12 protein-coding genes are annotated in these 13,766 nt (G+C 50.8%); 3 read left to right on the top strand and 9 right to left on the bottom strand.

The window, feature by feature from the left end:
• Positions 1 to 26 precede the first annotated feature (26 nt).
• Both E0D98_RS01215 and queC read left to right on the top strand, forming a co-directional pair.
• A complete protein-coding gene (locus E0D98_RS01215; protein ID WP_001238190.1) occupies positions 27 to 1,727 on the top strand; it encodes an SgrR family transcriptional regulator in 1,701 nt (566 codons plus the stop codon).
• Positions 1,728 to 1,791: 64 nt separating this feature from the next.
• Entirely contained in the window at positions 1,792 to 2,487 is a 696-nt protein-coding gene (gene queC, locus E0D98_RS01210; RefSeq protein WP_000817227.1) for a 7-cyano-7-deazaguanine synthase QueC, read from the top strand.
• A gap of 51 nt (positions 2,488 to 2,538) precedes the next feature.
• On the opposite strand, the gene fadM is transcribed toward queC, so the two are convergent.
• From fadM to bolA, 9 genes are all read right to left on the bottom strand, one after another.
• Entirely contained in the window at positions 2,539 to 2,937 is a 399-nt protein-coding gene (gene fadM, locus E0D98_RS01205; protein ID WP_001194534.1) for a long-chain acyl-CoA thioesterase FadM, read from the bottom strand.
• A gap of 93 nt (positions 2,938 to 3,030) precedes the next feature.
• Positions 3,031 to 3,402, bottom strand: coding sequence for a helix-hairpin-helix domain-containing protein (locus tag E0D98_RS01200; protein ID WP_000680314.1), 372 nt, complete (start codon positions 3,400 to 3,402; stop codon positions 3,031 to 3,033).
• 150 nt (positions 3,403 to 3,552) lie between these two features.
• Positions 3,553 to 5,424 (bottom strand): peptidylprolyl isomerase, encoded by a 1,872-nt coding sequence (gene ppiD, locus E0D98_RS01195; protein ID WP_000969373.1) that lies wholly within the window; start codon positions 5,422 to 5,424, stop codon positions 3,553 to 3,555.
• A 191-nt stretch (positions 5,425 to 5,615) separates the two neighbouring features.
• On the bottom strand, positions 5,616 to 5,906 hold the full coding sequence (gene hupB / locus E0D98_RS01190; RefSeq protein ID WP_254892905.1) for a nucleoid-associated protein HU-beta: 291 nt from the start codon (positions 5,904 to 5,906) through the stop codon (positions 5,616 to 5,618).
• 190 nt (positions 5,907 to 6,096) lie between these two features.
• Positions 6,097 to 8,451 (bottom strand): endopeptidase La, encoded by a 2,355-nt coding sequence (gene lon, locus E0D98_RS01185; protein ID WP_001295325.1) that lies wholly within the window; start codon positions 8,449 to 8,451, stop codon positions 6,097 to 6,099.
• Positions 8,452 to 8,638: 187 nt separating this feature from the next.
• Positions 8,639 to 9,913 (bottom strand): ATP-dependent protease ATP-binding subunit ClpX, encoded by a 1,275-nt coding sequence (gene clpX / locus E0D98_RS01180; RefSeq protein ID WP_000130305.1) that lies wholly within the window; start codon positions 9,911 to 9,913, stop codon positions 8,639 to 8,641.
• Positions 9,914 to 10,038: 125 nt separating this feature from the next.
• The gene (gene clpP, locus E0D98_RS01175; RefSeq protein ID WP_000122253.1) at positions 10,039 to 10,662 is read right to left on the bottom strand and encodes an ATP-dependent Clp endopeptidase proteolytic subunit ClpP; all 624 of its coding nucleotides are present in this window, start codon (positions 10,660 to 10,662) and stop codon (positions 10,039 to 10,041) included.
• A gap of 245 nt (positions 10,663 to 10,907) precedes the next feature.
• Complete coding sequence (tig, locus tag E0D98_RS01170; protein WP_001198386.1) at positions 10,908 to 12,206, bottom strand: trigger factor; 1,299 nt, start codon at positions 12,204 to 12,206, stop codon at positions 10,908 to 10,910.
• A 343-nt stretch (positions 12,207 to 12,549) separates the two neighbouring features.
• Positions 12,550 to 12,867, bottom strand: coding sequence for a transcriptional regulator BolA (bolA, locus tag E0D98_RS01165; protein ID WP_000973448.1), 318 nt, complete (start codon positions 12,865 to 12,867; stop codon positions 12,550 to 12,552).
• Between the two features lie 304 nt (positions 12,868 to 13,171).
• Between bolA and E0D98_RS01160 the strand changes: the two genes are divergently transcribed.
• Positions 13,172 to 13,750 carry a lipoprotein gene (locus tag E0D98_RS01160; protein ID WP_001295326.1) on the top strand — a complete coding sequence of 193 codons (579 nt, stop codon included), beginning with the start codon at positions 13,172 to 13,174 and terminating at the stop codon, positions 13,748 to 13,750.
• The last annotated feature ends 16 nt before the right edge of the window (positions 13,751 to 13,766 follow it).

Raw genomic sequence — 13,766 nt, 5'->3', positions numbered from 1 at the left:
GTTAAATAATATTGTTCCGGGTTTATATGCGATTGCTCAACCGTCTTAACCAGTATCAACGTCTGTGGCAACCTTCCGCCGGAAAGCCGCAAGCTGTCACCGTCAATGAACTGGCCGAACGCTGTTTTTGCAGCGAACGCCATGTTCGTACGCTGTTGCGTCAGGCACAGGAGGCGGGATGGCTGGAGTGGCAGGCGCAGTCAGGACGCGGAAAGCGCGGACAATTACGCTTTCTGGTCACGCCGGAATCGCTACGCAATGCGATGATGGAACAGGCACTGGAAACCGGAAAGCAGCAAGATGTGCTGGAGCTGGCGCAACTGGCCCCAGGTGAGCTGCGCACTCTGTTACAGCCGTTTATGGGCGGACAATGGCAAAACGATACACCCACGTTGCGTATTCCCTACTATCGCCCGCTCGAACCGCTACAACCAGGCTTTTTGCCCGGCCGTGCCGAGCAGCATCTCGCCGGACAGATATTTTCCGGCCTGACCCGCTTCGATAATAATACCCAGCGCCCGATTGGCGATTTAGCGCATCACTGGGAAACCTCTACTGACGGGTTACGCTGGGACTTTTATCTTCGTTCAACCCTACACTGGCATAACGGCGATGCAGTAAAAGCCTCACACTTACACCAGCGATTATTGATGCTGTTACAACTGCCAGCACTGGATCAATTATTTATTAGCGTGAAGCGTATTGAAGTCACCCATCCGCAGTGTCTGACCTTCTTTTTACATCGCCCTGATTACTGGCTTGCGCACCGGCTGGCGAGCTATTGTAGCCATCTGGCGCATCCGCAATTCCCACTGATCGGCACGGGTCCTTTTCGCTTAACACAATTCACAGCGGAACTGGTGCGCCTGGAAAGCCATGATTATTACCATTTACGTCATCCACTGCTTAAAGCGGTTGAGTACTGGATAACTCCGCCGCTTTTCGAAAAAGATTTGGGAACCAGCTGTCGGCATCCCGTGCAAATCACCATCGGCAAACCGGAGGAGCTGCAACGGGTCAGCCAGGTCAGTAGTGGCATCAGTTTAGGTTTTTGCTATTTAACGTTGCGCAAAAGTCCCCGACTCTCCCTCTGGCAGGCGCGAAAAGTGATCTCCATTATTCATCAATCCGGTTTATTACAAACGTTAGAAGTAGGAGAAAACCTGATCACCGCCAGTCATGCATTACTGCCAGGCTGGACTATTCCGCAATGGCAAGTACCGGATGAAGTCAAACTACCGAAAACCTTGACGCTGGTTTATCACCTACCGATAGAACTTCATACCATGGCAGAACGCCTACAGGCGACACTGGCAGCGGAAGGCTGTGAACTTACAATTATTTTTCATAACGCAAAAAACTGGGACGACACGACCCTACTGGCACACGCAGACCTCATGATGGGCGACAGATTAATTGGCGAAGCACCGGAATATACTCTGGAGCAATGGCTGCGCTGCGATCCGCTGTGGCCACATGTTTTCGACGCTCCAGCATATGCACATCTGCAATCGACACTGGACGCGGTGCAAGTAATGCCTGATGAGGAAAACCGATTTAATGCCCTGAAAGCGGTTTTTAGCCAGTTAATGGCAGACGCGACGCTGACGCCGCTATTCAACTATCACTATCGCATTAGTGCCCCTCCCGGCGTGAACGGTGTGCGGCTGACACCACGCGGCTGGTTTGAATTTACCGAAGCCTGGCTTCCCGCGCCGTCGCAATGAATAGCTGGTCCGGGTTAATCGCAGGCGTTACCATAACGCTTTTATTGTTCAAGCAGGATTATCTATGAAACGTGCTGTCGTTGTGTTCAGTGGAGGCCAGGATTCCACCACCTGTCTGGTGCAGGCATTACAACAATATGATGAAGTCCATTGCGTGACGTTCGATTACGGTCAGCGACATCGCGCAGAAATCGACGTGGCACGCGAACTGGCGCTGAAACTGGGAGCACGCGCGCATAAGGTTCTTGATGTAACGCTGCTCAACGAGCTGGCGGTCAGCAGCCTGACGCGTGACAGCATTCCGGTGCCTGATTATGAACCTGAAGCCGATGGCATCCCGAATACGTTTGTCCCAGGGCGTAATATTTTGTTCCTGACGCTGGCGGCAATATATGCGTATCAGGTAAAAGCAGAAGCCGTAATTACCGGCGTCTGTGAAACGGATTTCTCCGGCTACCCGGATTGCCGCGATGAGTTTGTGAAAGCACTAAACCATGCCGTCAGTTTGGGCATGGCGAAAGATATTCGTTTTGAAACGCCGCTGATGTGGATTGATAAAGCGGAAACCTGGGCGCTGGCAGATTATTACGGCAAACTGGATTTAGTCCGTAACGAAACGTTGACCTGCTATAACGGCATTAAAGGCGACGGTTGCGGTCATTGTGCGGCATGTAATTTACGCGCCAACGGTTTGAATCATTATCTGGCCGATAAACCGACGGTGATGGCCGCGATGAAGCAGAAAACCGGGTTGAAGTAATTATTCCGGGTGTCGCCGGATGCGGCTTGAGCATCCGGCACCACAAAACGTTTACTTAACCATCTGCTCCAGCTTTTCGCGCAATTCCCCTTCCAGAGCTAATGCTTTCTGCGTTTTAAGATCAATACAAACAAACGTAATAAGCGCATCCGCTACCACCTGCCCTTCCGGCTCCAGTGTAATGACCTGGCTTAAGATGCCGCTTTTACCGTTTAATTGCTGCAACTGACTGGTAATAGTTAACAGGTCGCTTAATACCGCTGGGCGACGATAGTTAATATTGATATTGACCACGACGAAGGCGATGTTATGGGCCGTCATCCACTGAAAACTGTCGCTATTTTCCAGTCCATCCCAGCGTGCTTCTTCGAGAAATTCAAGGTAGCGGGCGTTGTTTACGTGCTGGTAAACGTCGAGATGATATCCACGAACTTTGATTTGTGTTTGCATAGCGCAATAACCTTACGTTGTTGTTATAAGTACAGAGGTCATAACTGGTATGACCTCTTCAGTCTGGCAAAAAATTGCCACTATGCAAATTAATTACAGGGTTAATACCGCCAGATTACGTTCCACCAGCGAATTGCCCATCCCCGGCACCTGCTTTAGATCCTCCACCGTTTTAAACGGACCGTACTCTTCGCGATAACTGACAATCGCCTGCGCTTTCTTCAGGCCAACGCCATTCATCGCGCGGGCTAGCTCTTCCGCGCTGGCATTATTAATGCTGACCCGGGTGCCTTCTTCGTCACTGGCTTTCGCCGGTACTGCTGCTTTACTTTGTGCTGCAGGAGCTTCCGCTTTGGTTTCTACCGTTGTCGGTTTCGCCACAGAAGCTGCCGCCAGCGCGCTATGAGACATTCCGGCACAAGCCAGAGACAGGGTAATGAGCAGTGCTTTAATTCCGTGTTTCATACTGTTTTCTCCTTGTTTGTTAACAGTGGAATCACCTTAACGGCAGTGAAAACAGTAAACAAATGGCAATGTTCAGAAATGGAAAAGGCCGCGAAAGCGACCTTTTCTTGTTACAGCTGCAAAGCATTTTTTTGCGAGGCGGCTTCAGGATTATTGCTGTTCCAGCGCATCGCCAATTTTGATTTTCGCCTCTTTACGCAGGTTACTCATCAGAGCTTCAAAGACGATTTGTGCGTTGTTCTGGGTGATACCCTGCACCATCGCTTTTTTCTGCTCTTCCGGCATTGAACCTTGTTTCACTTCATCCAGCGCCAGCAGAACCACATTACCTTGCATATCGGTCGCCATACCGTAGCTCGGTTTGTCTTTCGCTGGCAGTGGCAGTGCAAACGCCGCCTGGCTAATCGGGTCACGACCGGAACGGCTTAAGGTTTTCGGCTCGCCAAATTTCAGACCGGCAGCCTGCATAGCTTCCGCACCTTTGCCGGCTTTCAAATCAACCAGCAGTTTCTCAGCATCTACTTTCGCCTGTTGTTCAGCTTTGTTGTGCTGAACCAGTGCCTTAACTTGTTCCTGAACATCTGCCAACGGTTTCACCGCTTCCGGTTTGTGCTCGCTGATGCGCAGCACGAATGCGCGGTCGCCATCTACGGTGATGATGTCAGAGTTGATGCCCGGCGCGCCGTTTTCACCTACCAGACCGCCGTTAAAGATAGCGTCGGCAACCGGCTTGAAGTTCAACTCTTCCGGCAGGTTATCTTTGCTGAACCAACCCGTCTGAGTGGCTTTAACGCCGGCAGCTTGCTCTGCACCGGCCAGAGACTCCGTGTCGTTGCTTGCCGCATCGCTCACTTTCTGCTGCAGCGCATAGTACGCATCGAGGGCTTTTTCGTGTTTCACTTTCGCCGCAATGTCGTCACGTACTTCGTCTAACGATTTCACTTTCGCTGGCTGAATGTCGTCCAGACGTACAATCAGGAAACCGACCGAAGATTTGATGACACCAGACAGTTGCCCTTTTTCTTTCAGACCAGCATTTTTCAGTTCGTCGGGGATAGTGGCATCTTCTAACCAACCCATATCGCCGCCGTTACGGGCAGAGATAATATCGGCAGATTTTTCTTTGGCTAATGCAGCAAAATCACCGCCTTTATTCAGCTCATCAAGTACCGCTTTCGCTTCATCTTCAGTTTTGGTCTGGATGATGCTGTAGCGGGTACGCTGCGGCTGAGTGAATTGATCCTGATGCTGATCGTAGTAGCTCTGGATATCCGCATCGCTAACCGGTTGCTGCATCGTTGCGGCATCCAGCTTGATGTAACTCACGCGGAATTGTTCCGGCGTCATGAAATTGTTTTTGTTTTGTTCGTAGTAGCTGGCAATCTCCTGTTCGGTCACAGGCTGCTTCGCCGCCAGCGCGTTAACATCGATAGTCGCCTCACGCACCACGCGTTGTTGCGCGACCAGTGCCGCCAGCTCGTCGGTTTCACCTTTCAGCATAAAATCGGTACCGGCAACACCGTTAATCAGCTGTTGGGTAGTGAGCTGGTTACGCAGCGCCTGGGCGTACTGATCGGCGGTCATCCCCATCTGGTTGAGGATACCGTTATAGCGGCTGTTATCAAATTTGCCGTCAACCTGGAAGGCTGGGGTCGCGAAAATCGCCTGTTTAACCTGCTCATCACTGATACCCAGTTTCAGCTCACGAGCGTACTGATCCAACAGCGCCTCGTCGATCAGACGATTCAGCACCTGTTGACGCAGGGTTTTCATATAGCCTTCATTCGCTGCCAGCTCGGAGTATTGATCGCCCAGCTGTTGCTGCATGCGATTACGCTCGCTGTTAAAGGCGTTCTCGAACTGCCCACGGCTGATTTCCTGGTCATTCACTTTTGCGGCGTAGTTATTGCCTCCGCCAATCAGGTAACCACTCACGCCGGTCAATATGAACGACACGATAATGATACCGAAAATAATCTTGAGCACGAGACTGTTTGCAGCCGTGCGTAAGCTGTCCATCATGGTGTAACAACACTCCGCTGTAGATGACTGTGTACCTCACGCAACGTATCGATGCGCGCAAAGGCCTATTGTGACAAGAAACGGGGGCAATTGTCAGCCCACAAGACGCAGAAAGTCACCGAATACAAATAAAAAAGGCACATCAGTAGATGCGCCCTTGAACTTCGTCACATCCCCACCGGGGACAACGCTTAGTTTACCGCGTCTTTCAGTGCTTTACCTGCACGGAAGCTCGGTACTTTAGCAGCAGCGATGGTGATCTCTTTACCGGTCTGCGGGTTGCGGCCAGTACGGGCAGCACGCTCTTTAACGGCAAAAGTACCAAAACCTACCAGTGCTACATCATCCCCTTCTTTCAGAGATTCAGTTACGGAAGCAATAATAGCATCTAACGCACGGCCAGCCGCAGCTTTAGAGATATCAGCCCCTGCAGCAATCTTGTCGATCAATTGAGATTTATTCACTCTTCTCTTCCTCTTTATAATTTATATCGCACTTGAATCCTTCAAGGTACGAACGCGCAGCAGTTATATCAGGCCAGCCATCCCCTTACAACACCCCTTAATAAGGGCAAGCCCGATCCGCCATCTAACTTAGCGAGACAAAAAAAGGCTGGCAAGCCCGAATTAGCCTGCCAGCCCTGTTTTTATTAGTGCATTTTGCGCGAGGTCACTATTTTGCAGTCACAACCTGCATGCCAGACGGTTCATTTTGCAGCGCCAGAGTCAGAACTTCCTCAATGCGCTTCACAGGATGAATGTCCAGATCGGCAATTACGTTGTCAGGAATCTCTTCCAGATCGCGTTTATTTTCGAACGGAATTAGCACTGTTTTAATCCCGCCGCGATGCGCTGCCAGGAGTTTTTCTTTCAAACCACCGATCGGCAGTACCTGACCACGCAGAGTGATCTCACCGGTCATTGCCACATCGGCACGAACCGGGTTACCGGTCAGGCAAGAAACCAGCGCGGTGCACATAGCAATACCGGCACTCGGACCATCTTTCGGCGTCGCACCTTCCGGTACGTGGACGTGGATGTCACGTTTTTCGTAAAAATCAGGGTTGATCCCCAGTTTTTCCGCACGCGCACGAACCACCGTTAACGCCGCCTGAATAGACTCCTGCATCACTTCGCCGAGCGAACCGGTATAGGTCAGTTTGCCTTTACCCGGAACACATGCGGTTTCAATGGTCAGCAAGTCACCGCCCACTTCCGTCCACGCCAGACCGGTTACCTGACCGACACGGTTTTCGTTATCAGCGCGACCATAGTCGAAACGCTGAACACCGAGGTAGTCATGCAGGTTATCGCCGTTAATTTCGATATGTTTTAATGACTTATCGAGCAGTAACTGCTTAACCGCTTTGCGGCACAGTTTGGAGATTTCACGCTCCAGACCACGCACGCCCGCCTCACGGGTGTAGTAACGAATAATGCCGATAATGGCGCTATCGTCGACGGTCAGCTCACCTTTTTTCAGTGCATTACGTTCAATCTGCTTCGGCAGCAGGTGACGTTTGGCGATGTTCAGTTTTTCATCTTCGGTATAACCGGAGAGGCGAATTACTTCCATACGATCCAGCAGCGGTGCCGGAATGTTCATGGAGTTCGACGTCGCGACAAACATCACGTCGCTGAGATCGTAATCCACTTCCAGGTAGTGGTCGCTGAACGCTACGTTCTGCTCTGGATCCAGCACTTCAAGCAGTGCAGAGGCCGGATCGCCTCGCATGTCAGAAGACATTTTGTCGATCTCATCGAGCAGGAACAGCGGGTTTTTCACGCCCACTTTCGCCATTTTCTGGATCAGTTTACCCGGCATAGAACCGATGTAAGTACGGCGGTGACCACGGATTTCCGCTTCATCACGCACGCCGCCCAGCGCCATACGGACATATTTACGCCCGGTGGCTTTGGCAATGGACTGACCAAGAGAGGTTTTACCTACCCCCGGCGGCCCTACCAGGCAGAGGATCGGTCCCTTGATTTTGTTGACACGGCTTTGAACCGCAAGGTACTCAAGGATGCGATCTTTCACGCGCTCCAGACCATAATGGTCGGTATCAAGGATTTCCTGCGCCTGACGCAGGTCTTTTTTGACCTTGCTGCGCGCATTCCACGGTACCTGTACCATCCAGTCGATATAACCACGCACTACGGTCGCTTCTGCCGACATCGGAGACATCATTTTCAGCTTCTGCAACTCTGCTTCCGCTTTCTCTTTTGCCTCTTTCGGCATCTTCGCCGCGTCGATTTTGCGCTTCAGGGCTTCGTTTTCGTCCGGCGCGTCGTCCATTTCACCGAGTTCTTTCTGAATAGCTTTCATTTGCTCGTTCAGATAGTACTCACGCTGGGATTTCTCCATCTGCTTTTTAACGCGGTTGCGAATGCGTTTCTCAACCTGCAGCAGATCGATTTCCGATTCCATCATTGCCATCAGATATTCCAGACGTTCGTTAACGTCGGACATCTCCAGAACGGACTGTTTGTCAGCCAGTTTCAGCGGCATATGTGCAGCAATGGTATCCGCCAGACGCGCCGGATCGTCGATGCTATTCAGCGACGTCAGCACTTCTGGTGGGATTTTTTTGTTCAGCTTGATGTAGCCTTCGAACTGGCTGATTGCAGTACGCACCAGCACTTCCTGTTCCCGCTCATCAATGGTCGGCGACTCCAGATACTCCGCCTTCGCAGAAAAGTGTTCGCCATTGTCAGAGAGCGCAGAAATACGCGCGCGCTGTAACCCCTCGACCAGCACTTTGACGGTGCCGTCAGGCAGTTTCAGCATCTGCAATATAGAGGCCACGGTCCCGACGGTGAAAAGATCGTTTACACCCGGCTCATCCGTTGAAGCTTCTTTCTGCGCGACCAGCATAATTTTTTTATCATGGTCCATCGCCGCTTCCAGACAACGGATAGATTTTTCCCGCCCGACAAATAAGGGGATGACCATGTGCGGATAAACCACCACATCGCGCAGCGGCAATACGGGGATTTCAATGCGTTCAGAACGCTCAGGATTCATAGAGCTCTCTCTTAGTTTAATTTCCGCCAGGTAATCAGATGACACGACTGTGCTTCACGCCATCTATTAACATGTACGTCAGTATATGGGGATGTTTCCCCCACATTCAACGCCGAGAATAGAGGAAAAATTAAAGGGGAGATAAAATCCCCCCTTTTTGGTTAACTAATTGTATGGGAATGGTTAATTATTCACCAGATGCCTGTTGCGCTTCCGGCTTACCATAAATCAGCAACGGTTTGCTTTGACCATCAATTACCGACTCGTCGATAACCACTTTTTCGACATCTTCCATGGACGGCAGATCGTACATGGTATCGAGCAGTGCGGCTTCTACGATGGAACGCAGGCCACGGGCACCGGTTTTACGCGCCATCGCTTTCTTAGCGATAGCATCCAGCGCCTCGTCACGGAATTCCAGATCCACGCCTTCCAGATTAAACAGCGCCTGATACTGCTTGGTCAGGGCGTTTTTCGGCTCTTTGAGGATCTGAATCAGAGCTTCTTCGCTCAGTTCATTCAACGTTGCGACAACCGGCAGACGACCAATAAACTCAGGGATAAGACCAAACTTGATCAGATCTTCCGGTTCAACCTGCGCCAGCAGCTCGCCTTCGCTTGCTTTGTCGGACTTCGCTTTTACCGTCGCGCCAAAACCAATGCCGGAGCCGGTTTCTACACGGTGGGAAATCACTTTATCCAGACCGGCAAACGCACCGCCACAAATAAACAGGATCTTAGAGGTATCAACCTGCAAGAATTCCTGCTGCGGATGTTTACGCCCACCTTGCGGTGGAACAGCAGCTACCGTACCTTCGATCAGTTTCAACAGTGCCTGCTGTACGCCTTCACCGGAAACGTCTCGGGTAATGGACGGGTTGTCTGACTTACGAGAAATCTTGTCGATTTCATCGATGTAGACAATCCCGCGCTGCGCTTTCTGTACGTCGTAATCGCACTTCTGCAACAGCTTCTGAATGATGTTTTCAACGTCTTCGCCCACATAACCGGCTTCGGTCAGCGTGGTTGCGTCGGCCATGGTGAACGGGACGTCCAGCAGGCGCGCCAGCGTTTCAGCCAGCAGCGTTTTACCGGAACCGGTCGGACCGATCAGCAGAATGTTACTTTTGCCCAACTCGACACCATTGCTGGTATCGCCGTTGCGCAGACGTTTGTAATGGTTGTATACCGCGACCGCCAGCACTTTTTTCGCCTGTTCCTGGCCGATAACGTAATCGTCCAGGTGGTTGCGAATTTCATGCGGCGTCGGTAGCGCACTGCGTTCACGATGCGGTGCAACTTCTTTAATCTCTTCGCGAATGATGTCGTTACATAAATCAACACATTCGTCGCAGATATACACGGATGGACCGGCAATCAGCTTGCGCACTTCATGCTGGCTTTTGCCGCAAAAAGAGCAATACAGCAATTTGCCTGAGCCATCTTTGCGTTTATCTGTCATGGGTCAAAACCTCTTCTTTGTTCTTTGTGCCGCACACGACGACGCAAATGCCATTCTCAGGCGCAAGCCGCTTACAGCGTTGTGCCGCCCTGGATAAGTATAGCGGCACAGTTGCGCCTCTGGCATCAATTACGATGGGTCAGAATCGAATCGACCAGACCGTATTCCACCGCTTCAGGGGCGGAAAGGAAGCGATCGCGCTCGGTATCACGTTCAATCTGTTCTAATGATTGACCCGTATGAAGCGCCATAAGTTCATTCATGCGCCCTTTAACTTTCAGAATTTCACGGGCATGAATTTCGATATCGGTCGCCTGGCCCTGGTAGCCGCCCAACGGTTGGTGAATCATCACGCGCGAATTCGGCAGGCAAAAACGTTTACCTTTTGCCCCTGCGGTCAACAAGAAAGCGCCCATCGAGGCCGCCTGGCCCATACAGATGGTGCTGACATCAGGCTTGATAAACTGCATGGTGTCATAGATAGACATCCCGGCAGTGATCACCCCGCCTGGGGAGTTAATGTACAGATAGATATCTTTTTCTGGGTTTTCCGCTTCCAGGAACAGCATCTGCGCCACAATCAGGTTAGCCATGTGGTCTTCAACCTGGCCAGTCAGAAAAATGACGCGTTCCTTAAGTAGACGAGAATAGATATCAAAAGAGCGCTCACCGCGTGAGGTCTGTTCAATGACCATCGGCACCAGCGCCATATGGGGTGCAAAGTTATCTCGTTCGCCGCTGTATGACATTTCCGTCTCCTGGATAAAATTGAAAAAACCTGCTGTACCGATTGTAACCTTATGGACGGATTATCAGCTAGTCCCTGTGTTATGGGTACGGCATCACCATATTTCAAGCATAACAATCTTTTGTTGTTACGCTAACACCGAAAGAGGCTTTTCGCACGGTTCCATGCAAAATTCATGACAAAAAAAAGCCCACCACCTGGCGGTGACGGGCCTTTGTGCGAATTTAGCGCGTTATGCTGCGTAAATTACGCCTGCTGGTTCATCAGCTCGTTGAAAGTGGTTTCTTTTTCAGTCACTTTCGCTTTCGCCAGTACAGCTTCAACAGCCTGTTCTTCCAGAGCAACATTGCGCATGTTGTCCATCAGTTCTTTGTTTTTGCTGTAGAACTCGATAACTTCTTTCGGATCTTCGTACGCAGAAGCCATCTCTTCGATCAGGCCTTTCACGCGCTCTTCGTCAGCTTTCAGCTCGTTGGTGCGGATAACTTCGCCCAGCAGCAGGCCAACAACTACGCGGCGTTTAGCCTGTTCTTCGAACAGTTCGCGCGGCAGTTCCAGAGCTTGTTTTTCGTTGCCACCGAAACGCTGTGCAGCCTGGCGACGCAGAACGTCGATTTCGCTGTCGATCAGCGCAGCCGGTACGTCGATGTCGTTAGCTTTTACCAGACCTTCGATCGCCTGAGACTTAACGCGGTTACGGATGGCGCTCTTCAGCTCGCGCTCCATGTTTTTACGCACTTCAGCGCGCAGACCTTCTACGGAACCATCTTCAACGCCGAAACGTTTGATGAATTCTGCAGTCAGTTCCGGCAGTTCACGCTCTTCAACTTTCTTCAGGTTGATAGCGAATTTCGCTGCTTTACCTTTCAGGTTTTCTGCGTGGTATTCTTCCGGGAAGGTCACGTCGATGGTGAACTCTTCGCCAGCTTTGTGGCCTTTGATACCGTCTTCAAAGCCCGGGATCATACGACCCTGGCCCATCGCCAGTACGAAATCAGACGCTTTACCGCCTTCGAACTCTTCGCCGTCTACAGAACCGGTGAAGTCGATGGTTACGCGGTCTTCTGCTTCAACAGCGCCGTCTTTTTCTTTCCAGGTCGCCTGCTGTTTACGCAGAGTATCCAGCATGCCGTCAACGTCAGCGTCGGTCACTTCAACGATCGGTTTTTCAACTTCGATCGCTTCCAGACCCTGCAGTTCAACTTCCGGATAAACTTCAAACTCTACAGAGTAAGTGAAGTCTTCACCCAGCTTGTATTCGCCCGGAACATAAGTCGGTGCGCCAGCCGGATTGATTTTTTCTTTAATGATGGCGTCAATGAAGTTACGGCTCATCAGGTCACCCAGAACGTCCTGGCGTACAGACGCGCCATAACGCTGAGCAACGATATTCATTGGCACTTTGCCTTTGCGGAAGCCGTCAATACGTACTTTTTTCGCAACGTTGACCAGCTCGCTTTTAACAGCGGTCTCGATGCTGTCAGCAGCGATAGTAATCGTTACACGGCGGCCAAGGCCTTGAGTGGTTTCAACTGAAACTTGCATCTTGTTACCTCAAAAAATCACAGTGCTCGGTCAACTCTTACCCCGCAAGCACAGGTTGTTGGCTTCGCGGAACCGGGATGTTCTTATAATCAATCACATTCCCTGTTACCAGAATCATCCCGAAAGCATTCAAATAGGACGCGGCATTATAGCGGCATCACTTTTATGAGTCGAGAACGGTTATTGCGCGCTGTCGCGTATTTTTTCACAATTCCCGGGCAATTTTCGTCTGAATGCTGGGCAAAAAGCGCAAAATCCAGACAAAACAAAACGGCCCGCAGGCCGTTTTTCATTAAATCTTTAGCAACATACTGGAAAAGCGCCGACAGTTGCAAATGCGTTTTTACGCGATGCTTCCTGCTCCACGACAGGGAGGAGAGGCAAAGACGGTGTCCTGCAACCCTTCCCACTCCTTAATAGTGTAAGTATGCAGAGCCAGCGCATGAACGGTAGTAGAGAGTTCCTCCGCTAAAGTACTGTAAATCATTCGATGACGATTCAGAAAACGTTCACCCGTAAAACGATCGCTGACCAGCACAACTTTAAAATGGCTTTCAGAGCCGGCTGGGACATTGTGACGATAGCTTTCATCCACTACTTCGAGGAATACGGGTTGGAACGCCGCCCTTAATTTTTCTTCTATCCGCTCACGTATCATCATGAAATATCTCCTCCGACAACACTGAGATGTCATCCATCCCTTTAAATACTAGCCGCTTTTACCGTTTCCATTGCAGCTTAACAACAAATATTTAGGTTTCGTCCTGGTTTTTCCGTCAAGCGTATGAAGTTTACTGATTTAAAGATTGAAACACAGGCCTCGCATCAGCGTTTCTTTTACCAGGGGTGATTATTTCGTCAACATGATGAATTTACATGCCTTACCCACTTCCCCTCGCCGTTGGCAATGTTATGATGGCGGGAATTTTTACCAAACACGCTTAAGAGTCTCTGAGAGCCCGAACATGTTCAAAAAAATCCTCTTCCCGTTAGTTGCTCTGTTTATGCTTGCAGGATGCGCAAAACCGCCAACAACTATTGAAGTTTCCCCGACGATTACACTGCCACAGCAGGATCCAAGCCTGATGGGCGTCACCGTAAGCATTAATGGTGCCGATCAGCGTACCGATCAGGCGCTGGCAAAAGTCACCCGCGATAATCAAATCGTTACCCTGACCGCCTCCCGCGATCTGCGTTTCCTGCTGCAAGAAGTGCTGGAAAAACAGATGACCGCGCGTGGTTACATGGTTGGTCCGAATGGCCCGGTTAATCTGCAAATCATCGTTAGCCAACTGTATGCTGACGTGTCCCAGGGCAACGTGCGCTATAACATCGCTACCAAAGCGGATATCGCCATCATCGCTACCGCGCAGAATGGCAACAAAATGACCAAAAACTATCGTGCCAGCTACAACGTTGAAGGTGCGTTCCAGGCCTCCAACAAAAATATCGCCGATGCGGTTAACAGTGTGCTGACCGATACCATCGCTGATATGTCTCAGGACACCAGCATTCACGAATTTATCAAGCAGAACGCGCGTTAATTTCTGCCCTCTGGCC

This window comes from Escherichia sp. KCJ4928, from assembly GCF_004352695.1.
Classification (GTDB): Bacteria; Pseudomonadota; Gammaproteobacteria; order Enterobacterales; family Enterobacteriaceae; genus ECMA0423.
Note: the sequence above shows the minus strand (reverse complement) of the source record. Positions and strands in the feature narration are given on the sequence as shown.